General features: G+C 72.3%; 25 protein-coding genes and 2 pseudogenes. 12 read left to right on the top strand and 15 right to left on the bottom strand.

What is annotated here, in order from left to right; genetic code table 11:
* Positions 1-21: 21 nt before the first annotated feature.
* The 7 genes and pseudogenes from ABFX54_RS28820 to thrC form a co-directional block, all read right to left on the bottom strand.
* Positions 22-1212: a thiolase family protein gene (locus tag ABFX54_RS28820; RefSeq protein WP_346109690.1), complete on the bottom strand. Its 1191-nt coding sequence runs from the start codon at positions 1210-1212 to the stop codon at positions 22-24.
* A 1-nt stretch (position 1213) separates the two neighbouring features.
* Entirely contained in the window at positions 1214-2614 is a 1401-nt protein-coding gene (locus ABFX54_RS28815) for a class I adenylate-forming enzyme family protein (RefSeq protein ID WP_346109689.1), read from the bottom strand.
* 7 nt (positions 2615-2621) lie between these two features.
* The gene (locus ABFX54_RS28810) at positions 2622-3227 is read right to left on the bottom strand and encodes a biotin transporter BioY (protein ID WP_346109688.1); all 606 of its coding nucleotides are present in this window, start codon (positions 3225-3227) and stop codon (positions 2622-2624) included.
* A 105-nt stretch (positions 3228-3332) separates the two neighbouring features.
* A complete protein-coding gene (locus ABFX54_RS28805) occupies positions 3333-3827 on the bottom strand; it encodes a hypothetical protein (RefSeq protein WP_346109687.1) in 495 nt (164 codons plus the stop codon).
* Positions 3828-3959: 132 nt separating this feature from the next.
* Positions 3960-4358 (bottom strand): hypothetical protein, encoded by a 399-nt coding sequence (locus ABFX54_RS28800; RefSeq protein WP_346109686.1) that lies wholly within the window; start codon positions 4356-4358, stop codon positions 3960-3962.
* A 248-nt stretch (positions 4359-4606) separates the two neighbouring features.
* Positions 4607-4657: pseudogene (locus ABFX54_RS57085) on the bottom strand (hypothetical protein); the annotation flags it as partial.
* A 39-nt stretch (positions 4658-4696) separates the two neighbouring features.
* On the bottom strand, positions 4697-5761 hold the full coding sequence (gene thrC, locus ABFX54_RS28790; protein ID WP_346109684.1) for a threonine synthase: 1065 nt from the start codon (positions 5759-5761) through the stop codon (positions 4697-4699).
* A gap of 65 nt (positions 5762-5826) precedes the next feature.
* Between thrC and ABFX54_RS28785 the strand changes: the two genes are divergently transcribed.
* Positions 5827-6876, top strand: a complete 1050-nt coding sequence (locus ABFX54_RS28785; protein WP_346109683.1) for a MurR/RpiR family transcriptional regulator — start codon at positions 5827-5829, stop codon at positions 6874-6876.
* On the opposite strand, the gene ABFX54_RS28780 is transcribed toward ABFX54_RS28785, so the two are convergent.
* The 4 genes from ABFX54_RS28780 to ABFX54_RS28765 form a co-directional block, all read right to left on the bottom strand.
* On the bottom strand, positions 6860-7030 hold the full coding sequence (locus tag ABFX54_RS28780) for a hypothetical protein (RefSeq protein ID WP_346109682.1): 171 nt from the start codon (positions 7028-7030) through the stop codon (positions 6860-6862). The genes ABFX54_RS28785 and ABFX54_RS28780 overlap by 17 nt on opposite strands.
* A gap of 118 nt (positions 7031-7148) precedes the next feature.
* Positions 7149-8687, bottom strand: coding sequence for an FAD-dependent monooxygenase (locus ABFX54_RS28775; RefSeq protein WP_346109681.1), 1539 nt, complete (start codon positions 8685-8687; stop codon positions 7149-7151).
* A 60-nt stretch (positions 8688-8747) separates the two neighbouring features.
* A complete protein-coding gene (locus ABFX54_RS28770) occupies positions 8748-10010 on the bottom strand; it encodes an erythromycin esterase family protein (RefSeq protein WP_346109680.1) in 1263 nt (420 codons plus the stop codon).
* Positions 10011-10062: 52 nt separating this feature from the next.
* Complete coding sequence (locus ABFX54_RS28765) at positions 10063-10707, bottom strand: CatB-related O-acetyltransferase (RefSeq protein ID WP_346109727.1); 645 nt, start codon at positions 10705-10707, stop codon at positions 10063-10065.
* A gap of 145 nt (positions 10708-10852) precedes the next feature.
* Here ABFX54_RS28765 and ABFX54_RS28760 point away from each other — a divergent pair, with 145 nt between their 5' ends.
* Positions 10853-11503: a TetR/AcrR family transcriptional regulator gene (locus ABFX54_RS28760; protein WP_346109679.1), complete on the top strand. Its 651-nt coding sequence runs from the start codon at positions 10853-10855 to the stop codon at positions 11501-11503.
* Between the two features lie 222 nt (positions 11504-11725).
* Positions 11726-12214: a hypothetical protein gene (locus ABFX54_RS28755; RefSeq protein ID WP_346109678.1), complete on the top strand. Its 489-nt coding sequence runs from the start codon at positions 11726-11728 to the stop codon at positions 12212-12214.
* On the opposite strand, the gene ABFX54_RS28750 is transcribed toward ABFX54_RS28755, so the two are convergent.
* The 3 genes from ABFX54_RS28750 to ABFX54_RS28740 all read right to left on the bottom strand — a co-directional run bounded on the left by ABFX54_RS28750 (position 12186) and on the right by ABFX54_RS28740 (position 14193).
* Complete coding sequence (locus ABFX54_RS28750) at positions 12186-12479, bottom strand: DUF6204 family protein (protein ID WP_346109677.1); 294 nt, start codon at positions 12477-12479, stop codon at positions 12186-12188. The genes ABFX54_RS28755 and ABFX54_RS28750 overlap by 29 nt on opposite strands.
* 5 nt (positions 12480-12484) lie before the next feature.
* A complete protein-coding gene (locus tag ABFX54_RS28745) occupies positions 12485-13123 on the bottom strand; it encodes a TetR/AcrR family transcriptional regulator (RefSeq protein WP_346109676.1) in 639 nt (212 codons plus the stop codon).
* Between the two features lie 251 nt (positions 13124-13374).
* On the bottom strand, positions 13375-14193 hold the full coding sequence (locus ABFX54_RS28740) for a nitroreductase/quinone reductase family protein (RefSeq protein ID WP_346109675.1): 819 nt from the start codon (positions 14191-14193) through the stop codon (positions 13375-13377).
* Positions 14194-14507: 314 nt separating this feature from the next.
* Between ABFX54_RS28740 and ABFX54_RS28735 the strand changes: the two genes are divergently transcribed.
* Both ABFX54_RS28735 and ABFX54_RS28730 read left to right on the top strand, forming a co-directional pair.
* On the top strand, positions 14508-14954 hold the full coding sequence (locus ABFX54_RS28735) for a winged helix-turn-helix transcriptional regulator (protein ID WP_346109674.1): 447 nt from the start codon (positions 14508-14510) through the stop codon (positions 14952-14954).
* Between the two features lie 157 nt (positions 14955-15111).
* Positions 15112-15984: an aldo/keto reductase gene (locus tag ABFX54_RS28730; protein ID WP_346109673.1), complete on the top strand. Its 873-nt coding sequence runs from the start codon at positions 15112-15114 to the stop codon at positions 15982-15984.
* On the opposite strand, the gene ABFX54_RS28725 is transcribed toward ABFX54_RS28730, so the two are convergent.
* Positions 15968-17848, bottom strand: coding sequence for an alpha/beta fold hydrolase (locus ABFX54_RS28725; RefSeq protein ID WP_346109672.1), 1881 nt, complete (start codon positions 17846-17848; stop codon positions 15968-15970). The genes ABFX54_RS28730 and ABFX54_RS28725 overlap by 17 nt on opposite strands.
* A gap of 146 nt (positions 17849-17994) precedes the next feature.
* Between ABFX54_RS28725 and ABFX54_RS28720 the strand changes: the two genes are divergently transcribed.
* From ABFX54_RS28720 to ABFX54_RS57080, 7 genes and pseudogenes are all read left to right on the top strand, one after another.
* Positions 17995-18399, top strand: coding sequence for a GntR family transcriptional regulator (locus tag ABFX54_RS28720; RefSeq protein ID WP_346109671.1), 405 nt, complete (start codon positions 17995-17997; stop codon positions 18397-18399).
* Positions 18396-19556 carry a DUF1648 domain-containing protein gene (locus ABFX54_RS28715; protein WP_346109670.1) on the top strand — a complete coding sequence of 387 codons (1161 nt, stop codon included), beginning with the start codon at positions 18396-18398 and terminating at the stop codon, positions 19554-19556. The genes ABFX54_RS28720 and ABFX54_RS28715 overlap by 4 nt, the downstream gene beginning before the upstream one ends.
* A 49-nt stretch (positions 19557-19605) precedes the next feature.
* Complete coding sequence (locus tag ABFX54_RS28710) at positions 19606-20040, top strand: winged helix-turn-helix transcriptional regulator (protein WP_346109669.1); 435 nt, start codon at positions 19606-19608, stop codon at positions 20038-20040.
* A gap of 233 nt (positions 20041-20273) precedes the next feature.
* On the top strand, positions 20274-20837 hold the full coding sequence (locus ABFX54_RS28705; RefSeq protein WP_346109668.1) for an NADPH-dependent FMN reductase: 564 nt from the start codon (positions 20274-20276) through the stop codon (positions 20835-20837).
* Positions 20838-20909: 72 nt separating this feature from the next.
* Positions 20910-21965, top strand: coding sequence for an LLM class flavin-dependent oxidoreductase (locus tag ABFX54_RS28700; protein WP_346109667.1), 1056 nt, complete (start codon positions 20910-20912; stop codon positions 21963-21965).
* Positions 21962-22756 (top strand): NADPH-dependent F420 reductase, encoded by a 795-nt coding sequence (locus ABFX54_RS28695; protein ID WP_346109666.1) that lies wholly within the window; start codon positions 21962-21964, stop codon positions 22754-22756. The genes ABFX54_RS28700 and ABFX54_RS28695 overlap by 4 nt, the downstream gene beginning before the upstream one ends.
* A 42-nt stretch (positions 22757-22798) precedes the next feature.
* Positions 22799-23013, top strand: a pseudogene (locus ABFX54_RS57080) (SDR family NAD(P)-dependent oxidoreductase); the annotation flags it as partial.

Genomic DNA, 23013 nt, shown 5'->3' with positions numbered 1-23013 from the left:
GGCGCCGGTGTGGTGCCCATCTCACACCACCTCGAACAGCGCGGCCACGCCCAGCCCGCCGCCGACCGCGGCCGCCGCCAGGCCGAGCGTTCCCGAGGGGGTGCCGGCGCGTACGAGCCTGGAGAACAGCCTGGTCACCACGACCGCACCGGTCGCGCCCCAGGGATGGCCCAGTGCCAGCGCCCCGCCGTCGGCGCACACCCGCTCGTCGTCGGCGCCCAGCGGATCCAGCCCGAGCGCGTCGGTGACCGCGAGCACCTGCGCCGCGAACGCCTCCACGATCTCCACCGCCGCGACCCGTTCCACATCCACCCCCGTACGCTCCAGCACCCGCCTGATCGCGGGCACCGCCCCCCAGCCGGGCAGCGCGGGATCGCACCCCACGACGGCTCCGGCCAGCAGCCGCATCCCCGGCAGGTCTCCGCGCGACCGTTCCGGCACGAGGGCCACGGCGGCGGCGCCGTCGCTGACCGGGGAGGAATTGCCGGCCGTCACTGTACCGTCAGAAACAAAAGCCGCAGGCAGCCGGGCCAGCGACGCCGCCCGCAGCGGGCGCGGGCGCTGGTCATCCGACCGGCCGCCGATCGGGACGATCTCCCGCTCGAACCGCCCGGCCGCGCGGGCGGCCAGGGCTCGGGCGTGGCTGCGGCAGGCGTAGGCGTCCTGCCGTTCCCTGCTGACGCCGCGAGCCGCCGCCAGCGCCTCCGCCGCCGGGCCCATGTCCGGGTCGGGACGGCCATCGGGGACGAAGGGCGCCCGCTCGTACGGCTCCGCCGCGCCCCTGAACGTGCGCAGCGGCGCGGTCGAGGCGCTTTCGGCCCCGCCGGCGATCACCAGGTCCATCTCCCCCGCGCGTACGGCCTGCCCGGCCAGCAGGATCGCGGCCAGGGCGCTGCCGCACTGCCGGTCCACGGTGAGCCCCGGCACCTCGTGCCCCAGGCCGGCGGCCAGCGCCGAGATCCTGGCCACGTTGCCGCCGGGCCCCATGCAGTTGCCGAGCACGACGTCATCCACCCGCCGCCCGGCCAGGCCCCCAGCCGAGTTCCCAGCCAGGTCCCCAGTCACGTCGGGGGCCGGCTCCCCGGTCACGTCCGCGACCACGGCCGCGATCACCGGTGCGGCCAGCCGGTCGACGCTCAGCTCCCGGTACGCGTGCCCCGCCGTGCCGATCGGCGTGCGCCGGGCGGCCACCACCACAGGTGTGTCGCCCATGTCAGACCAGCCGCCGCAGCTCGTCGCCCGGCTGGCCCGCCAGCTCGGCGGCGAGCAGTGCCTCCACCTGGGCCCTGGCCGGCTTGCCCGTGCCGGTGCGGGGCAGGTTCGGCACCGCGTACCAGCGTCGGGGCCGCTGGGCGACGTCAAGCCGTCCCCGGGCGGTGGCCTCAAGCAGCGCACGTGGGGGCGGCGGCGCGGCCTCGATGATCGCCGTCACCACCGCGCCCAGGGACGGGTGCGGCGAGCCGACCACCACGATGTCGCCCACGCCCGGCACCTTGCGCAGCACCTCTTCGACGTCCTCGGGCACGACGGTCGCGCCGCCGGTCTGGATCGCGCCGCCGCCACGCCCGCGCACCCGCAGCACCTCTCCTTCCCGGTACGGCTCCGCGACGTCGCCCACGCTCACCCAGCCGGCCCCGTCACGCCGCAACGGCCCGGCCGCGCCGCCCAGGTACCCCTCGGCCAGCCACGGCGACCGCACCCAAACCTCACCCAACGGTCCCTCCGCCGGACCGGACGCGCCGGCCAGCCCTTCCACCTGCCGGACGTCGATCTCCACGCCGGGAAAAGGACGCAACCCGCCACCATCGGCGTCCACCGCAACGAACGACAACTCGGTCGCGCCGTAGTAGGCCACCACCCGCACCCCGGCCCGCGCCGCCGCTGCCCGGACGTCAGGGTCGAGTGCCGCGCCGCCGACCACGGCCGTACGCAGGGAGCCGGGCCGTTCGAGCACGTCCGGCAGCCGGTGCGGCACCAGGTGCACGACGGTGGCCCCGTCCAGGAGCGCGTCCAGCGACCCGCCGGGCCAGCGGCCGGGCACCACCGCCGTCACGCCGGCGGCCAGGGCGTGCAGGGCGGCGAAGGAGTAAAGGGAGGAAAGCAGCGGCCCCGGCACCAGCACCACGTCATCAGGGCCGATGCCGGTCAGGTCGTTCAGGTGCGGGAAGGAGCCCGTCCACGACCTCCGGCTGCGTACGACCGCCCGGGGCCGGCCGGTGCTGCCGGAGCTGAAACACGCCCACGCCCGATCCCCAGGCCGGGGCTCATGCACCACAGGAGCGCCGGCCACGTACGGCAGAGGCTCGTCCACCAGGAACGGAGCCTCCGACCCTGCGGCGCCCGCCCAGCGCCCGGCGTCCCACGTGGGGTCGCCCACCAGGGGTGTGGCCCCAGCCAGGTCGGCCGCCAGCGCGGCGACGAGCAGCTCGACCGGATCGGCCAGGCCGATCCCGACGAGCGCGCCGGGGCCCGCGCCCCGGTCCAGCAGGTGGCGGGCGACGCCGTTGATCTTGTCGGCGAGCTCCTCGTACGTCAGCTCGCCCAGGGGGCCGCGCACCGCGAGCCGGGAAGGGCGCTCGGCGGCGTGCGACATCACGTATTGCGCTACGGGCATGGAAGGGTCAACGCCCCCCGGCGCGGAGTCGTTCCTGGTGCACGGCCGGCACCGCGTCCGGATAGGCCCGCTGCACCCCTCTGGCCACGACGGCGGCCAGCACCACCTTGATCAGGTCACCCGGCAGGAAGACCAGCGTGAGCTGCGCCGCACTCACCAGCGAGACTCCGGTGACCAGCGCCTGAACGGGAATGCCGAACAGGTAGACCACGCCCATGCCGCCCACCAGGCACGCCGTGAGCAGCGGGACGATGCCGGGGCGTCGGCCCGCCCGCTCGACCAGCCAGCCGGTCACCGCCGCGCCCGGGATCCACCCGATCAGGAATCCCGCCGACGGCGCGGTGAAGACGGCCAGCCCGCCCCGCCCGCCGGCCAGCAGCGGCAGCCCCGCCGCGACCAGCACCAGCAGCACCACCACGGCCAGCGCCGCCCGCCACGAGCCGAGGATCGTGCCCGCCAGCATCACGCCGAGCGTCTGCAGCGTGATCGGGACCACGTTGCCGAAGACGTTCAGCGTGCCGGGCAGGCCGAGGACCGCGATCAGCGCCGCGAACACCGCCACCCTCGCCAGGTCCCCCGTGGGGAACCGGCGCTGCTTTCCTGCATTCGTCATGGGGTCGATCCCACACCACAACGGTCACGCGGGGGCATGGAGGTATCCCACAACAATCCCGCCGATCATCTGCGAGGATCGCTACCGCCTCCGCCACCGGGTGTGTCAGCCGCCTGGAGGAGCGCCCACGGAGGGCTCGGTGAGCAGCGCGGCCGCCCAGAGGAACACCTTGGGGTCGCCGAGACCCGAGCTGGTCAGCCATCGAGCGGCCCGGTGCGCGTCCTGCTCGTCCTGGATCAGCCCGTCGGGGCCCGGCCGGACCCCGACGGCCTGGCGAACCACGGTGACGAGGTCCACGCAGCTCCAGGCGTGCCAGGTTCCGACGTCGAAGCCGACCAGTTCGAAACCCAGTCGCCTCTCGCCGGGGCCGGGGAACGTCTCACGCCGGTCAACCCGTTCGTTAAGGCTGCCGTCCCAGCCTCTGTCGGCGATGTCGGCCACCAGCGCCGGGGCATCGGCGGCAGCGAAGCCGACCCCGAGCACGTGAAAGTTCGACCGGCCCGCCCGATCCCGGGCGGTCTCCGCCTCCTGGGGGCTGGAGAACCAGTGATCCCAACCATCGGGATCCGCCGGCATCAGCTCCACGACGCAGTCGCTCATCGACAGCAGCCGAGGACCGGGAAGACCGTTCTCCTGCCAAAAGGGGAAATCACACACTGTGGCGACCCGATAGCCGGCCAGGACGTAACCCGATTCCATCGCGCCATCCTCGCTCAGCGGCCGGCACGCCCGTCAACGCATTTCGCGGCGCCTTGCCTGGATGCGGGCCTTCATCGGCTGCCACGGCGAGGCGTCGAACAGCAGCATGATCGACACGATCTTGTCGCCGTCCAGGCGGAAGTGCTCGGCCGTGCGCTGGGTCCCGACCGGCGTCGCGGTGTGCACGTCGTACACCAGGGTCGCCTCCGTGCCGCCGTACAGTTCGCTGATCAGCTCGACGCCGGTCACGATGGAGACGAACCCCGGCAAGGTCGCCAGATGGCCCGTCCGGTCGTCGGAGGCGATGAACGGGCTCTGGAAGCGGAACGGCTCCCCCAGGTGTTCCGCCGCCGCGGACACCTCGCCGCGGAAGCTGGTCTCGTGGTAGCCGCGCACGGCGCGGCGGGTCTGGTCCCGGGCGGTCGTGGTCATGGCCGTTGTCCGATCTGGCGCAGGTGGTCGGCGAGGCGATGCTGGTTGGTGGCCGGCCGCAGGCAAAGGTCGCGCAGTACGGCCAGCTCACCAGGCGTGAACCCGTGGAACATCGCCCGCATGGCACGGTGCGACGGCTCGCGGAACGCCTCCATCCACGCCCGCCCGTCAGGGGTGATCTCGGCCAGGACCGAACGCCGATCCTTCGGGTCGGGGACCCGGCGGACCAGCCCGTTGTGCTCCAGCGTGTCGACCAGGCCGGTGGCGTTGCGGGAGCTGACCCCGGCGGTGCGGGCCAGCTCCCCGACGCTGATGCCGTGCTCGCTGTTTCGCCAGAGTCAGGCGGCCAGGCGCAGGGCGCGGGCCACGTCGGCGGTGGCCGCCGACGTCTCCGTGGCGGTGTAGCCGTCGCGCATGGAGGTGTCGAGGTCCTTCAGCCCGTTGCCGCTGAGCGTGATCACGACGCGCAGGCCCGGCTCCAGCTCACCCTTCGCGTGCCGGTCGAGCAGCCCCGCCACCCCCGCCGCCGAGGCCGGCTCGGCGAAGACGCCGTCGCGGCGGGCGAGCAGCCGGTAGGCGGACAGGATCTGCTCATCGCTCACCGCCCCGATCAGCCCGCCGGACTCGTCGCGGGCGGCGATCGCGCCGTCCCAGGTGGCGGGGTGGCCGATGCTGATGGCGCCGGCCACCGTACGGGGCTCGGCGACGGGCGCGCCGTGGACGAGCGGGGCGGCTCCGGCCGCCTGGAAGCCCCACATGCGCGGCAGCCCGTCCGACAGACCGGCCTCCCGGTACGTACGGTAGCCACCCCAGGTGGCGGTGATGTTGCCGCCGTTGCCCACCGGCAGGCAGTGCACGTCGGGCGCGCCGCCCAGGGCGTCCACGATCTCGTACGCCACCGTGCGCTGACCCGCCAGGCGCGGCTCGTTGCCGACCGAGTTGACCAGCGCGATCGGGTGGTGGGCGGCCAGGTCGCGGGCCACCCGCAGGCAGTCGTCGAAGGTGCCGTCGATCTCGACGATCTCGGCGCCGTACCGTACGGCCTGGCTCAGCTTGCCCGGCGCCACGCCGCCCTTGGGCACCAGCACGGCGGCCGTCACCCCGGCGCGGGCGGCGTAGGCGGCGGCCGAGGCGCTGGTGTTGCCGGTGGAGGCGCAGATGACGGACTCGGCGCCGGCTTCGGCCGCCCGGCTGATCGCCACCGTCATGCCGCGGTCCTTGAACGAGCCGGTCGGGTTCGCGCCCTCGACCTTCAGCCAGACCTCGCAGCCGGTGCGGTCGGACAGGTGCTCCGAGCGCAGCAGCGGGGTGTTGCCCTCGTTGAGCGAGATCGACGGGGTGTCAGCGGTGACCGGCAGCCAGCGCCGGTAGCCGCTGGCCAGCAAACCATGCCAGGTAGTCATGCCCGACACCGTAACAACTGTTTCGTATATGTCGTCAAGGCGATACTGATGTAACATTCGTCATCATGGAGAACGATCCGATCGCCAGCCGCCTCGGAGCCGTCTATCCGGAGCTGCCGCCCGGGGAGCGGGCGGTCGTGCGGGTGCTGCTCGACGACTATCCGTTCGCCGCCCTGGGCTCGCTGCGCGCCCTGGCCGAGCGGGCCGGGGTGAGCCCGCCGACGGCGTCACGGCTGTTCGACCGGCTGGGGTACGACGGGTTCTCCGACTTCCAGGCGGCGGTACGGGACGGGGCTCGGGACCGATCCCGGCTGCTGGAGTTCATCACCCACCGGCCGCAGGCGAGCGAATCCGGCGGTCCGCATCCCGGCCGCCCGGGCGGCGATACCCCGGCCGGAGCCGCAGACCCGGGGGCATGGAGCGGAGTCGCAGGCCCGGAGGCGCCGGCCGGCGAGGAACCCGCGGTCACCCGGTCCGGCGGGCCGGGCGCGGCTGCCCCGGGCGGCAGGGCGGGCGCACGTGTGTCGGGCGCCGCGGCGGGCGAGTCGGACGGCGGGGCGGGCCTCTCCTCGTTGTGGCAGGCCGCCGAGGACCTGCGTGCCGGGCTCGACGGCACCCTGACCGCCGTACCCGAGCCGCTCTACCACCGAGCCGCCGCACTGCTGGCCGAGGCGGGCTCCGTCTGGGCGCTGGGCGGCCCGTTGAGCGAGCTGGCCGCCGACTACCTGATCCGCCAGCTGGCCGGCCTGCGCCCAAAGGCCGAGCGGGTGCCCGGCTCCGCGCCCGGCCGCGCCCGTACCGTGCTCGACCTCACCGCCTCCGACGTGGTCGTGGCGTACGACTTCCGGCGCTACTCCCCCAGAACGGCCCGTTTCGTACACGCAGCCCGAGCCAGGGGCGCCCGGCTGGTGCTCGTCACCGACGCCTGGGGATCGCCGCTGGCGGCCGAGGCGGAGGTGCTCATCAGGTTGCCGCGCGAGGCCGCCGGGCCGATCGCGCCGCTGGCCCACGAGATCGCCGTCACCGAACTCCTGCTCGTCGCCACGGCCGCCCGCCTGGCCCCGTCCGCCGCCGGACGCCTGGCCGCCCTCGACGAGCTCACCCAGACGTTGTGACCGGATCGGCGAGACCCCCGTCGCCGCCGATCCGGGACAAGCCGCTTCGGCCGGGCAGGGCGGGCTCGGTGTCGCTCCAGCCCATGTCCAGGATCGCCCGGTAGTTCAGCACCCGGCCGGCGACCTGCCATCTCTCGCTGTCGGGGCCGGGCACGAGCTGGACTCGCGGCTGCCCAGGACCTTGCCGGCCCGCCGGTCGAAGAGCACCTCCCGCTGGATCTCCGCAGCCCGCTTTCGCCTTCCCCGAATCTCCCCGCCCCGGCCGGGGAGCCTCAGACCGCTGCCGCGGGGCCGAACCAGTGGGAGAGGGCTTCGCGCAGCGCGGGCGTTGCGGTCGCGGCGGGCTCGTCGAGGGGTGCGGCCCAGGCGATGTGGGCATCCGGGCGGATCAGCAGGGCGTCGGCGGGTCGCCGGTCGGTCTTGGCGGTGTGGACGTCGACGCGCGGCCCCCAGTCGGCGGCGGCCGCGCGCAGGTCGGAGCGGTCGGCGAGGTCGAGGAGGACGGGCCGGGCAGGGTGGAGAAGTCCGGCGACGCTGGTGACGCCCTGGTCGGTGTGCAGGGTGAGGTCGGGGGCGAAGGTGCCGGTCAGCGGGTGGTCTCCAGAGCCGGGCATGGGGAGGCGGAGGTCGGTTCCGGCGACCATGGCTCCCATGCGGCGCAGCGGCTGCTCGTCGGTGAGCAGTTCCTGGAGGACCTCGCGGAGCGCCTCCGCCGCCGGGTCGTGGCCGCGGCGCAGCGCCACCTGGGCGCGGGTGTGCAGCATGGTGCGGGTCGCGGCGAGGTGGCGTTCGTCGTGGTAGGTGTCCAGCAGGCCGAGCGGCGCCCGGCCGTGCACGTCGGCGGCCAGCTTCCAGGCCAGGTTGACCGCGTCCAGCATGCCCGCGTTGAGCGCCACGCCGGTGGCAGGGAACAGGTGCGCCGCGTCCCCGGCGAGCAGGATGCGCCCGGCCCGGTAGCGGTCGGCCTGGCGGGCCTGGAAGGTGAAGCGCGACAGCCGGGTCGATCCGGCCAGGGGCAGGTGCGCGCCGAGCACGCGGCGGATGCTGTCCTGCAGTTCGGTCAGGGTCATCGGGACGTCGTCGTCGTACTCGGTGCTCTCGTCCTCGATGGTGTAGACGGAGACGCTCGTGGCGCCGGGTGCGGAGCCGAGGCCGAACAGGCCCTGGTCCGTACGGGTGAAACCGGCGCGGATCGTGCCGGCGCCGGGGACGTCGAGATCGCCGCTGTCCAGCACGGTGACCGTGGCGGGCAGGGTGACCTGGGCCAGCCGGTTGACCTCCGGGTAGAGGGTGCCGGGGAAGCCGATCCCGGCCCGGTCCCTGATGCGGCTGCGGGCTCCGTCGCAGCCCACCAGGTAGCGGGCGCTCACCTCGTACGGCCCGTCCGGGCCCAGCACCTCCACCCGCACTCCGGCGTCGTCCTGGTTCACCCCGGTCACCTCGTGCCCGCGCCGGACGTCCGCGCCGAGTTCGGCGGCGCGTTCGTCGAGCAGCCGCTCCAGGTGCTGCTGCGGCAGTGGCAGCGCGTGCAGCGGCGGATCCGCCAGCCGGGTGAAGTCCAGGTGCACCCCGCCGAACGGGAAACGGGGCGCAGGGGCGGGGCCGGGGCAGGCGGCCTGGAAACGTTCCAGCAGGCCCCGGTAGCGCAGCAGCTCCAGGATCTGCCCGCCGAGACCTCCGGCCTTGGGGGTGTCGCGGCGGTGCGGGTGCCGCTCCAGCACCAGCGGCCGCACCCCGGCCAGGCTCAGCTCGATGGCCAGCATGAGGCCGGTCGGTCCGGCTCCCACGATGACCACATCGGCGTTCTTCATCGGTCACTTCCTTACGATTTGTCGTTCACGCGCGGTGCGGTGGTGGCGGTCCGGCCGGGTTCAGAGGCCGGCGACGGTGGAGATCGGGGTGTTGAGGATGCCGTCGAACGCCTCCAGGACGGGCGTGTGCACGTACGCGCTCTGGATCCTGATGCGGTCGGGGCCTGTCATCCCGCGCGCCTGGCGCAGGTCGGCGATGCCGAGCCCGAGCCCGGCCCCGGCGAAGGCGGCCTCGACGCTGCCCGGCTCGGGCGGTCGCAGCGCGGTGGTGTCGACGGCGAAGCCGAAGCGCGCGTTCTCGTCGGGACGCATGTCGGCGGTGTGTCCGGCAGGGCTGGTCAGGGCGAGGGCGACGTAGTCGTCGCCCAGCCGGTGGTGCAGGTGCTGCCCCATGGGCAGCCCGGTGAGGCGGCCGTCGAACGAGACCGGGGTTTTCTGGATGTGGGCGTTGTGGGCGGCCAGCACGATTCGGGCCCCGGGGCCGGAGCGTTCGAGGTGCCACTGGAGCGAACCGGCCATATAGACGTCTCTGGCCGAGGTGTCGGCGGTCAGGCCGGTGCCCGCGTACAGGCCGGCCATGGCGCGAAAGCCGTAGTCAGCGGTGCAGGCGGCCTCAAGCCGGCGCAGGGCGAGGTCGTAGCCGGCCTGGTCGGAGCGGGAGACGTACAACAACCGCACGGCGCGAAAGCGCATGAGCAGCCGCATCAGGAGCGCGCTGAGCGCGTCCTGCTCGGCGGCGGCCAGGCGGGTCCAGGCCAGTGCGGCCGAGGCCGCGGAGGCGCCGGCGAACGACCCGGCGATCCGCATCGCCTCCTCGATCATCGGCAGGGCCTCGGGATCGACCTGGCGCAAGTACTCGGCGACCGGGGCCAGCGCGGGAAGCAAGGACCCGCCGGCCGCCGGGACGTCGATCCCGGCGAAGCGCACCGGCTCGGCCGCCGAGGCGTTGTGCCGGCGCATCCAGCGCAGCGGCTCCTCGACCCCCACGGGGATCGACGTGGCGAGCAGGCCCGCCAGCTCGTCGTCCGAGCCTTCTCCTTGGGCCCAGGCGTCCAGGGGGAAGCCCTCGCTGAAGCCGTACTCGAAGGCCAGGACGGTGAAGCCGCAGCGTTCGGCCAGGAACCGCAGGATGCGCCGGCGCAGGAGCGAGAATTCGGTGATGAAGTGGGAGCTCTCACCGACCGCGACCACGCGGGCGTCCCCGACGAGGTCGCGCAGCGGCTCCAGGTCGTCGAGCGGCGCCTCGGGGTCGAGGTGGGCGAGGGGGACGGCGTGGCCGCCGAGCCAGTCGGCGAACGGGTCGCGGCTGGAGGAAACGGGCATGCTGACAGCTCGATTCTGATCGTGGAAGGCGAAGGGGGCTCGGCGGTGCGTCCTACCGGCTGAGGACCGCCGCTTCCTCCAGCTCCGCGACGCTGCCGGACATGATCGTGCGTACGTGCTCGGTGATCTGCTCAAGCGGCCAGTCCCACCACGCCACGGCCAGCAGGCGGTCGATGTCGGCGTCGCTGTGACGGCGGCGGATGAGCCTGGCCGGGTTGCCGCCGACGATGCCGTAGTCGGGCACGTCGTCCACGACCACGGCGCCGGAGGCGATGATCGCTCCGTGGCCGATGCGCACACCGGGCATCACCATGGACCGGTAGCCGAACCAGACGTCGTTGCCCACCATGGTGTCGCCCCGTCCCGGCAGCCCGGTGACGAGGTCGAAGTGCTCGGCCCAGGAGCCGCCCATGATCGGGAAGGGGAAGGTCGAGGGGCCGTCCATGCGGTGGTTGGCGCCGTTCATGATGAACCGCACGCCCTCGCCGAGCGCGCAGAACTTCCCGATGACCAGTTTCTCCGGGCCGTAGTGGTAGAGCACGTTGCGGGTCTCGAAGGCGGTCGGATCATCCGGGTCGTCGTAGTAGGAGAACTCGCCGACCTCGATCAGCGGGGAGGTGACCAGCGGCTTGAGCAGCACGACACGGGGCTGCTCGGGCATGGGGCGCAGCACGGTCGGGTCGGCGGAAACGGCCATCACGCAGTCGTCTTCTTTCCGATGAGGGTGTGGTGCGGTACGGGACGTACCTAACAGTACGGAACGTACCGTACCGATGGAAGCATGCCCAAGAAGAACGCTTGGCGTCAAGTACGGAACGTCCCGTACCGATAAGGTGGTCGCCATGACCGACACGCCGCACCGTCGCGGTGCCGACAGGACCGAGGCCATCATGCGGGCCACGCTGGAGCTTGGCCAGGAGATCGGCTACGCCAAACTGAGCATGGAGGCGGTCGCCACCCGAGCGGGCGCCAGCAAGCAGACCATCTACCGCCGATGGCCGTCCAAGGCGGCACTGCTGTTCGACTCGCTGCTGTCAGTGAACGCGCCCGCCCTGGACTATCCCGACACCGGCGACATCGTCGCCGACCTGCGCACCCAGATCCACTCGGCCGTCGACCTGCTGACCGGGCCGCCCGTCGGCCCCCTGTTCAGGGCCCTGATCAGCGAGGCCCAGCACGATCCCCAGATCGCCGCCGCGCTCAACGAGCGCTTCATCGGCCCACAGGCGGACAAGACCGTCGCCCGCCTGCGCAAGGCCCGCGACGAGGGTCAGCTGTCACCCGCCTTCGACCTCACCCTGGCGATGGCGATCCTGTCCGGCCCCCTGTACTTCCAGCTCCTGATCACCCAGGAACCCCTGACCCATGCGTACGTCGACCGCATCCTCGACGCCCTCTTCACCGGCCTCGGCCCCTCCCCCCGCATAGAGAGGTCGTCATCCGCCCGGGAGCGCGATCACCGAGGCCGTCTCACACCGCCCGCAGCGACATGAAATGAGCATCATGGCGACCTCCTCCGCGCCACGTTCTTCCGCAGAGATCCGCGCTTACCTCAAAGACCAGCTCAACCAGGCGCTTCGCCGTCCCGGCATGTACGGCGACGAGATCGCCCTGCGTCTCCCGTTCGACACCTGGCCTACGCGGAACAGCAGGACGAGGAGTTCGCACAGGCGTTGCGGACCCTGACATCGCGGGGCGCTTCCAACGGCGCCGGCGTGACCGGAGCGATCAGCACCGTCCTGCCCGATTCCAGCGGCCATGGCGTCGCCTCGATCTACGCCGAGCTCGCCCGCGATCGCGAGTGGTTACAGGCCGGCAGAACCCTGACCCCCGACGAGTACGCCGACATGCGCCGGACACTCGCCGGTTGGACCGCTCACGACCGCACCTTCACCGACGTGCGAGAGCTGTCCGGCCCGCCCTCGCTTCTCATCGGTGGCACCAACCCCTATTACGGCAAGACGCTCGCCTACCTGACCTCGCACGCGGCGGAGCCGATCGTCTTCTTCCATTTCTGGAAAGGAAGCGACCCGCAGGCCGAAAGGACCTGGCCCCCATGCACGACGAACCTGTCCTGCTGGCCGTCCGCGCCGGAAGAGGAGCGTTCAAGGACACCTTCATGTTCACGCCGGAAGGCGACCGGCGCCATCCCGCCCGACATTCACTGGGCGGCGCCTAGACCCTCCTCCGGTTACGGATCTTGATGTCGCGCAGGTCCGTGACCCCGATCCGGAGGATCTCGTGCGGGTGGCCGTGCGCCTCCAGGGCCATCATCGCCCCGAGGGTCGCCTCGTCCTCCCCGTCGTCGGGTCCGGCCGGCACCTCGCAACGGAACGTGAACACCGACACGCCCTCGTCGTGGGTGAACGTCCCCGCCTCGGTGAAGGCGGCGCCCCCCGCGGCCAGCACGGCGGCCCGGCCCCCGTCGTCGAGGTCCTGGAACTTGCCCCTGATCGTCACTCTGAACACAGACCTCAGTCCTTCCGTACCGCGTAGTCGAGCAGTTTCTCGCCGAGCAGGCTCTCGGCGGCGTCCAGCAGATCCAGCACGGCGGCGGCGATCGCGTCGGGATCCTGGCCCGCCGCCGCGCGCCGGCCGATCTCGGTCAGGACCATCGCGTGCAGGGCGGCGAGCTGGCAGGCCGCCACGCGCGGCACCGGATCGCCCGGCGCCGCGCCGGTCTCCTCGGCCAGTACGGCGGCCAGCGCGTCGGTCATCTGGTGGGCGAGGTCTTCCAGGCGGGCGCTCAGCGTCGGAGCCGCCCGCATCATCTCCAGGAAACGCCCGAAGCCCGCGCTCAGACCGACCTGCCGCTCGCGCCCGCGCACCTCCTGGCGCAGCCGGGCCAGCACCGCCCCTGCCGCCGACTCGCCGACGGCGCGCTCGCGCACGATGCCGGCCAGCCGCCGCGGCGAGGCCTCCTCCGGCGGCAGCACCAGGTCCTCCTTGGCCTGGAAGTAGTTGTAGACGGTGTTGACCGACACCTCGGCCGCCTCGGCCACCTCGGCGATCGTCACGTTGTCGAAGCCGCGCTCGACGAACAGCCCGATGGCCACCTCCGAGATGTGCCGCCGGGTCTGCCGCTTCTTGCGCTCCCGCAGTCCTTCCGCCATGACGCCAAGCCTACTGCAAACTTTAAGTTCATTGCAGTTTTGGAGTGCGGTGCACATTTCGCCCGGGGCAGGCGAGGTCGTATGAAGGTGGTCGCTTTCCCGGAGAGCCGAATGCCCGCTCCAAGCGGGACGAGGCGCGCGCAGGCGGCAGCCGTCGTCGAGCGGATCATGAGTGATGTGGCGCCGGGCCCGGACGCCCCATCAGCATACGTCTCGCCTGTCCCCGTTGTCACAGAGGCACCCCGAAAAGGTCAGGTCAGCAGTGGTACGAGCTGCTTCTCCTCATAGTCGAGGTGGGCCTCCAGCTCCCCGGTGAGCCGGACCACCTCGGCCAGCAGGTCGTCGGGGGCGACGTCCGTACGGTCGAGCAGTGTCTTGAGCTCGCCGAGCAGCCGCGCGATCACCTCGTGCTCGGCGCGCAGCCGCTCCATCGCCGGCGCCAGCTCCGGATAGCGGTGCTCCAGCGCGGGGAACATGAACGAGTCCTCGCGGGAGTGGTGCACATCCAGGCCCTGGCACAGCGTCAGGCAGTTGACCCGCAGCTGCGCGCCCACGCGCGGGCCCGACCTGGCGGTCTCGGCGCGGATGATGGCCAGTTCGCGGCGGAACGCGTCGTGCACGGTGATCAGGGCGTCGGCCAGGGAGCCGGTGGGCGGGCCCGCGTCGATCGGCAGCAGCGCCACGACCGGCAGGACGCGGCCGGCGCGTTCCTGGTAGGCGCCCCAGCCGGGGTCGGCCTCGACCGCGCGGGCGAAGAGGCGCTCGCGTTCCCCGCCCTCCAGCACGACGGCCTCCGCCTGGTAGGTGAAGGCGCCGTCCTCCACGGTGACCTGCGGGTTCGCCAGCAGGTTGTGGTACCAGGCCGGGTGCTTGGGCGCGCCGCCCGCCGAGGCGATGACGAGGATGCGGTCGCCGTCGGGCAGGCAGCCGAGCGGCGTGGTGTGCGGGGCGCCCGTCTTGGCGCCGACCGTGGTCAGCAGGAGCAGCCTGGCTCCCTCGAAGGGGCCGCTGACCAGGCCCTTGTTGGCACGGAATTCGTCGATGATCTGCTGGTTGAAGTTCATGGGCATGCTGAGTACCGGCTCCTCGCGGGTGGGTGTCGATGACATGGGAGACCCGCGCGGGCATGCCCGCCGTACGGGTGCTACGACACCGCAGGAGGCATGGGGAGACGCGCGGGCGCGGTGTGCTCAGGCACGACCGGTGGTGTGAGTGGCCATCACGTCAATCCCCTTTGGTACGGCGCCTCCATGCCTCCGTCCGTCCTCCCGGCGGTGACACGCGACGCGACCGCCATTACGCCCATATTCGCGGGCGACTGTCAACCGGGTGCCGTCACGTGCGGGCTGAGTACAGTAACGATAGCCATCGGTGGAGAGGAGGCATGATGACCGTCACTGCGGACGAGCCGGTCTGCTCGATCGAGCGGAGCCTGCAGATCCTCGGAGAGCGGTGGACGCTGCTGATCCTGCGCGAGCTCTTCCTGGGCAGGCACCGCTTCGCCGACATCAGGGATTCCCTCGGCATCGCGCCCAACCTGCTGAGCGCGCGGCTGAGGACCCTGGTCGGCGCCGGGGTGGTGCGCACGCTCACCTACCAGGAGCCGGGCAGCAGGCAGCGCCGCAGCTACCACCTCACCAAGGCGGGTGCCGACCTGAGCGTGGTGCTCGGCGCGTTGCAGCAGTGGGGCGACACGCACCGCGCCCGTCCTGCCGGGCCCTCGGCCCTGCGCAGGACCCGCTCCACCGGCGAGCCGGTGCGCGTCGCGTTCGTCGACGAAGCCGGCCGTGAGGTGGCCCGCGATGACGTCCTGCTGGACGTCCGCCCGTGATCTCCGCCAGCGATCTCCACCCGTGATCTCCACCCGTGATCTCCACCCGCGATCGAGGACAGGGCTTTGCCGCGGGTTGAGATAGGGCGCGGGCCCACCGGGCAGAGCCACCCCGCACGCCCTCAGCTTCGGCGGGCCGGCAGCGAAAGGAACCGTGATGACCACCGTACGAGCCGACGTATCCGGCCAATTCATGATCGAGGATGTCCTTCCCGTCACCCGGCTCGGCTACGGCACCATGCAGCTGACCGGGCCCGGCGTGTGGGGGCCTCCCGCCGACGAGGACGAGGCCGTACGGGTGCTGCGCCGCGCGGCGGAGCTCGGCGTGACACTCTTCGACACGGCCGACTCCTACGGCCCGCTGGTCGCCGAGCCGCTGCTCAAGCGTGCCCTCGCCCCGTACGACGAGAGCATCGTCATCGCCACCAAGGCCGGCCTCACCCGGCAGGGCCCCGACCAGTGGACGCCCGTCGGCAGGCCCGCCTACCTGCGCCAGCAGTGCGAAATGAGCCTGCGCGTCCTCGGCCTCGACCGGATCCCGCTGTTCCAGCTCCACCGCGTCGACCCGGAGGTGCCCATCGAGGACCAGGTCGGCGAGCTGAAGGCGCTCAAGGACGAGGGCAAGATCGCGCACATCGGCCTGTCGGAGGTCACCGTCGAGCAGATCGAGCAGGCCCGCGCCGTCGCCCCGATCGCCTCCGTGCAGAACCTCTACAACCTGGCCAACCGGGCCGCGGAGAAGGTGCTCGACCACTGCGAGCGCCACGGGATCGGGTTCATCCCGTGGTTCCCGCTGGCCACCGGCGGGCTAGTCAAGCCCGGCGGGCCGCTCGACGCGATCGCCTCGCGGCTGTCGGCCACGCCGTCGCAGCTCGCGCTCGCGTGGCTGCTGCACCGCTCGCCGGTGATGCTGCCGATCCCCGGCACCTCGTCGATCGAGCATCTGGAGCAGAACGTGGCGGCGGCCGGCCTCGACCTGACCGACGAGGACGTCGCCGAGCTGACCTCGGCGGTCAGCTCGTCGAAGTGACGCCGTCCCGCCCGAGCTCCTGCTCCTGGGCCTGACCGGCGACCCGGGAGATCTCCCGCGACACGAGCGCGGGATCCGCGAGATGCAGGTAGTGATCCGTGGTGGGCGCGACGACGTGCCGCCCCAGGGTCGAGAGCTTCGCGAGCTGAGCGTGGTGCTCGGCGCTCTCCCGGTTGCCGCCGGCGCTGACGACCGTCAGGGGCAGGGAGCCCCATGATCCCGGTTCGCGCGGAAGGTCCTGGACGGTACGGGTGCTGATGTCGAATCCACGCATCTCGGCCGCGGCGGCGGCCCAGGTGCCCGGGCCGAAGACGACGGGCACGTTGTCGCGGGTGAGACGCGGTTCGCGCGGGTCGATCATCCACGCTCCCGTACGCAGCAGCCCCGCGCCGGCGAGGAAGGACCACACGTTCGCCTGGACCGTCGCGAGGGTCGCGGGATTCGTGCCGCTCCGCTCGTCCGCTACGTCGAGCAGCACCAGCCCGGCCACGCTCCCGGGCCACCGGGCACGGAGCAGCCGCAGCACGTGCCCGCCCCAGGAGTGCCCCACGAACACGTACGGCCCACGCTCCCCCGCGTTCCGCAGCAACGCCGCGAGGTCGGCCGCCTCGGCGGAGACGTCCCGCGCGCCCGGTCCGGGAGTGCTCCAGGCGTAGCCCGCCCGGTCGTAGGCGCAGGAACGCTGCCCGGAGGCGGCCGTTCGCCGCTGGAGATCATCCCACGTCGTGGACGAGTCACCCCATCCCGCCTCGAAGACGACCGTCGGCCGCCCGCTGCCCAGGCAGCGCAGGTGCAGCTGGTGCGTACCGACGCTGACGAGGCGGCCCGGCGCGAGGAAGCGCCGGGCGTCCGTCGGCGCGAGTGAGTTCTCGGCGGACGCTCCGCCCAGCGCTGCCACGGCGACGAGCGCGAGGACCGCGGCGAGGATCCGCCGCCGAGGCTTCCGCGAACCGCTGTCGTCCGACAGCCGGAACGTGCCCGTCACGACGAGGGCGGCGATGGTGGCGAGCATGACCAGCCAGCCGGGCCAGCCACCGAGCCCGATGGTCCAGGGGTTGCTCAACGCCCGCTGGTCGTCGGCGGCGAACACGACGTTCACGAAGCCCGTGATCAGCGTGTTGTTGGCCGCGTGCGCGATCACGCCAGGCCAGATCAGCCCGGAGACCAGGCGCAGCCAGCCGAGCAGGACGCCGAAGAACATCACGGTCACCAGGAACGGGATCAGCCCGGCGTTCGCGTTCGTGCCGACGTATCCAGGCAGGTGCCACAACCCCCAGATCAGGCTGCTGAGCAGCAGCGCCGGCCACAGGCCGAGCGGGCGGAGCCGGGGCAGCAGAAAGCCGCGCCAGGCCCATTCCTCGCAGAACGCCAGCGGTAGCAGCAGGACGAACAACCCGAAGCCGGTCCCGAGCGCGGACAGGATCACTCCGACGGGCGCACCGGTCTCGCCGGCGGTGTCCGGCGCGTACATGCCGCGCAGCCCGGAGAAGTTCTCCAGGTCGAGCGGGTACACACCGGCCAGCGCGCCGATCGCGACCGCGAGGAAGGCGAGGACGAGCGGGACCACCAGGCCGATCAGGCAGTAGCGGACGAGCCGCCGCGCCGGACCCAGTGGAGTCAGTGCGGTGTCGCGCGGGATGTCGCCCGGCCGCCCGGCCCAGCGCATGGCCACGAACGTGGCCAGGCCGGCCGCGAGCATGCCGCCCACCGCGAGCACGTCGATGCCGGTGAGCAGGCGCAACAGCCAGAGCAGCCACGGGACGCCGAAGGCGAGGAGCAGGAAGACCGTCAGCTCGCGCCGGCGAAGGCCGCCGCGGCCGTCTCGCGCGCTGACGACGGGAGGATCGGAGACTTTCGAGCGCATGGACCTGGTCCTTTCCTGAGGGGGATGCCGAGCGTGGCGCGTGCCCGCGGACGCCGGGATCTCGACGCGCGCCGCGGGATCGGGGACGCGGAAAGCGCGGCCTTCTCTATCTGTTATAGTTAACCTATATCAGATAGACTGCAAGTGTGCTTCTGACGATCGACCTCGACAGCGAGGTGCCGATTTACCAGCAGATCCGCGATCGGGTGGTGGAGGCCATCGCCGACGGTGATCTGGTGGAGGGATCGGCGCTGCCCTCCACCCGGCAGCTGGCCGCCGACCTGGCGATCAACTTCCACACCGTGAACAAGGCGTACGACCTGCTGCGCCAGCAGGGGGTCATCCGGATCAACCGCAAGAGCGGAGCGGTGGTGCGCCGTGACCCCTCCTCGGGCCCCGCGGAAGCCGGCTTCGCCGAGGAGTGGCAGGCGCGGCTGCGCACGCTGCTCGCCGAGGCCACGGTGCACGGCCTCGGCGAGCAGGAGACGTTGCGGCAGTGCGGCGAGGTGCTCGACTCGTTCGGAACCAGGAAAGGAAGAACACCGACATGATCATGATCGCTCTGGCCTGCCTGTCCCTGGTCGCGCTGCTCACGGCCGCCGCCTGGGCGGTTCCGGTGCTGAGCCGCCCGACGCTGCCGTTCGGCGTGCGGGTGCCCGATGACCGCGTGTCCGATCCGGCCGTCATCGCCCAGCGCCGCCGTTACACCCGTTCCGTCCTGGTCCTCGGCGCGTTAGCGGCCGTGCTCTCCCCTTCCGCCGCGGTCCTGCTCGGCGCGCCGCACGTGCTGCAGATCAGCGGCGTGGTCCTGGGAGCGGCGCAGATCGTGCTCTTCTCCATCGCGCATCGCGCCGTGTCGGCGGCCAAACGAGACGGCGGCTGGTACGCGGGGGTCCGGCAGGCGGCCCTGGCCGACACCGCGCTGCGTACCGACCCGGTACGCCTGCCGTGGCCGCTGCTGATCCCGTCCGTCCTGTTGGTGCTGCTCACCGCGGCCACCGGACTGTGGCGCCTCGACGCGCTGCCCGCCACCTTGCCCACGCTGCGCGGGGCGGGCGTGGACCCCGCGGTCAGGGTGGCCACCACCTTCGCCACCGCCTTCGCACCCGTGCTCTCCCAGGCCGCCCTCACCCTGCTCACGCCGCTCATGGCAGCCGCGCTGCTGCGTGCCAGGCCCGAGCTGGACGCCGCCCGCCCGGCCGGCTCGGCCCGCCGCTACCGCGTCTACCTGAGCGGCCTGACCAGGCTGCTCCTGATCGGAGTGGTCTGCGCCGATCTGACCCTGCTGCTGCTCGCCCTGCAGCTGTGGGAGATCGTGCCGTCCACCGTGCTGGTGACCGCCCTCACCTGGCTACCCATGACCATCGCGGGGGGCGCGTTCCTGTTCTTCGGGATCCGGGTCGGCGAGGCCGGCCACCGGCTGCCGCCGGAGCCGGGCGAGGAGCAGGAGTCCGGTTTCGTGCAGCGCGACGACGACCGCTACTGGCGCCTCGCCGGGACGGTCTATGTCAATCGGATGGATCCGGCGATCCTCGTCCATGCGCGCCTGGGCGGCCGCTGGACCCTCAACCTCGGCAACCCCGCCGCGTGGGCGGTCCTGGCCGGGGTGGCCGTGCTGGCGCTGCTGGCCCTGCTCGACGTGATCGATGTTCCCACCACCGGAGGACTGTCGCTTTCCGTGGCTGATGTACCCTTCGACGGCCGGTAACAGCAACGTGACTTGGTCACTTACGCGTGACGACGGAGACGGGGGACCCATGTCGCATCAGAGCGAGGCCGACAGGGTGCTGCGCTCACGGGGCCGGGCCTGCCTCGACCACGACCCCGACGTTCTCCGGTCGGTCCTCGACCGGGTCGCCGACCGGTGGAGCCTGATCCTCATCGGGCTGCTCGACGACAAGCCGATGCGCTTCACCGAGCTGCTGCGCACCGCGCCCGGCATCTCCCGCCGCATGTTGTCGCTGACGCTGCGCAGTCTCGAACGCGACGGGCTGGTCAGGCGCGTGGCCTATCCGGAGATCCCGCCCCGGGTCGAGTACGAGGTCACCCCGTTCGGACGCAGCCTGTCCGACCCCGTGCTGGCGCTCGCCCAATGGACGGCCGAGAACCAGAGCACCATCCGCGCCAACCGCCACGCCTTCGACCAGGCCACCGGTGCCGGGGACACCGAGGACGCCGAGGACACGGGCTGAACCCCTCCTGCTGAGGCGGTTCACTCCATGTGACCGCGGTTCAGTTGAAGTTACCGATCAGCGGCCTGTAGTCAGTACTGCGAGGCCACCGGCACCCGGCGCCCGTTCGAAACGGCGCCCGGTGCCCGCGTGCCTCGTCCCGTGACGCTTTCCCGCTCGCCCCCTGTCCCGGGGCTTCTTCGGCGTGCCCGCACGCGAGCCGCCGCACATCGGAATCTTCGAAAGGACCCGCGATGACCCGCATCGGCATCATCCTCGGCAGCACCCGTCCAGGACGTAACGGCGAGCAGGTGGCGCACTGGGTGCTGGAGCACGCCTCCCGGCGCTCGGACGCCGTCTTCGAGCTCGTCGACCTGCTTGACTACCCGCTGCCGCACCTGGACGAGCCCATGCCCCCGGCCTACGGCCAGTACCGCAACGAGCACACCAAGGCGTGGTCGGCCAAGATCGGCTCCTTCGACGGCTTCGTCATGGTGACGCCCGAGTACAACCACTCCACCTCCGGCGTGCTGAAGAACGCGATCGACTACCTGAACGCCGAATGGAACAACAAGGCGTTCGGCATCGTCTCGTACGGCAGCGTCGGCGGCGCCCGGGCGGCGGAGCACCTGCGGCTGATCGGCGGCGAGCTCAAGCTCGCGGACGTGCGCACCAACGTGACGCTGTCGCTGTTCACCGACTTCGAGGGCTTCAGCAAGCTCGCGGCCGGAGAGCACCAGGTCGCGGCCCTGACGACCATGCTGGACGAGGTGCTGGCCTGGAGCCGCGCCCTGGCCCCGCTGCGCCAGGCCGCCTGATCCCCGTGCCCGGCCGGGGCCGTCGCGCGCCCCGGCCGGCGCCGATCGTCTCGCCACACCACAGGAGGAACCGTGCGCGAATCCGTACCTTTCGAGCTGGGGCTCAACTCGTTCGGCGAGATCGCCACCGACGGCGGGCGCGAGCTCGGCGACGCCGAGACCCTGCGCCTGCTCGTCGAGGAGGCCCGGCTGGCCGACCAGGCGGGGCTGGACGTCTTCAGCGTCGGCGAGCACTACCGGGAGGGTCACAACGACTCCGCCACGCCGGTGCTGCTGGCCGCGATGGCCACCGCCACGCGCCGCATCAGGCTCGGCACGTCGGTGACCGTGCTCAGCACGAACGATCCCGTCCGGCTCTACCACGAGTTCTCCACCCTCGACGCGGTGTCCGGCGGCCGCGCCCAGATCGTGCTCGGCCGCGCCTCGGCGACGGAGTCGTTCGCGCTGTTCGGCCACGACCTGGCCGATTATGAGCGATTGTTCGAGGAGAAGCTCGACCTGTTCCTGCGGCTCGAACGCGAGGAGCGGGTGACCTGGTCGGGCACCGTCAGGCCGCCGCTCACCGGGCACCGGCCGCACCCGCGCATGCGGCCCGGCGGCATCCCCACCTGGATCGGTGTGGGCGGCACCCCGGACTCCGTGGTGCGCGCCGCCCGGCACGGCCTCCCACTCATGATGGCCATCATCGGCGGGCAGCCCGTGCGCTTCGCCCGCAACGTCGACCTCTATCTCCGGGCGCTCGACCGCTTCGGCCATCCCGAGCTGCCGATCGGCCAGCACTCGCTGGGTCTGGTGGCCGACACCGACGAGGAGGCGATCGAGACCTGGTGGACGTACTGGCAGCCGGTCGTCGCGGCGCTGGCGGCCGAGCGCGGCTTCTACGCGCCCGACCGGCGGCGCTACGAGGCCGAGCTGGAGCACGGCGCGCTCTTCGTCGGCTCGCCGGAGACGGTCGCCCGCAAGATCGCCCGGATGGCTCGTGAGCTGCGGCTGAGCCGTTTCGACCTCAAGTACGACATCATGCGGCTGCCGCGTGACGCTCGCGCGCGCACGATCGAGTTGCTCGGCCGCGAGGTCGCGCCGCGCGTACGCGAGCTCCTCGCCGCCCCCGAGCAGGTGGCCCAATGAGCGACCAGCCCGCGGCGTGTGCCTCGATGAGCGACACCGTCTGCGCGCCGCACATGGAGCCCGGTGACGTACGCACCGTCGGCATCCTCGGTGCCGGCAAGGTCGGGACCGTGCTGGCCCGCCTCGCGGTCGCGGCCGGCTACCGCGTCCTGATCGCCGGCTCCCGCGAGGCGGCGCGGATCTCGCTCATCGTCGAGGTCGTCACCCCCGGCGCGGAAGCGGTGACGGCGGCGCGGGCCGCGGCCGAGGCGGACGTCGTGCTGCTGGCCCTGCCGCTCGGCCGGCATCGCGAGGTGCCCGCCGAGGCGCTGCGGGGCAAGCTGGTGATCGACGCGATGAACTACTGGTGGGAGATCGACGGGGTGCGGGATGACCTCACCGATCCGCGTACGTCCTCCAGCGAGATCGTCCAGGCGTTCCTGTCGGGCTCCCGGGTGGTGAAGGCGTTCAACCACATGGGTTACCACGACCTCGAAGCGGGTGCCCGGCCCACCGGCGCCCCCGGGCGGGCCGCGATCGCCGTCGCCGGCGACGATCCGGCGGACGTCGCGGTCGTCGCCGCCCTCGTGGACGCGTTCGGGTTCGACCCGGTGCCCGCCGGGCCGCTCGCCGAGGGCATCCGCCTGGAGCCGGGCACGGAGCCGTTCGGCGCGAACGTCACCGCCCCTGAGCTGCGCGGCATGCTCGACCGCTTCCCGGCGTCGCCGCGCGGGCGTGAGGTACTTCACGCCAGGCGAGGGGAAGGTCCCCGTGGTGGGGAGACGTTCACCTCGGGGAGGGCTGAGTTGTGATTCTCAACTCAGCCGGATGACACCGGAGAACGGAGAACAACCATGGACATCAACGGCTCGGTCGCCCTCGTGACGGGCGCGAATCGCGGAATCGGCCGCGCGCTGGCCCGCGCGCTCGTCGAGCACGGCGCGGCGAAGGTCTACGCCGGCGTCCGCGACCCGGCGAACGTGGCGGACGGCGACCTCGTTCCGCTGCGCCTGGACGTCACCGACGAGGAGAGCGTCGCGGGGGGCGGGGGCGGGGGGGGGGGGGGGGG

Origin of the sequence: Nonomuraea maheshkhaliensis (genome assembly GCF_039529435.1) — a bacterium.
In the GTDB taxonomy this organism is placed as follows: Bacteria; Actinomycetota; Actinomycetes; order Streptosporangiales; family Streptosporangiaceae; genus Nonomuraea; species Nonomuraea maheshkhaliensis.
Note: the sequence above shows the minus strand (reverse complement) of the source record. Positions and strands in the feature narration are given on the sequence as shown.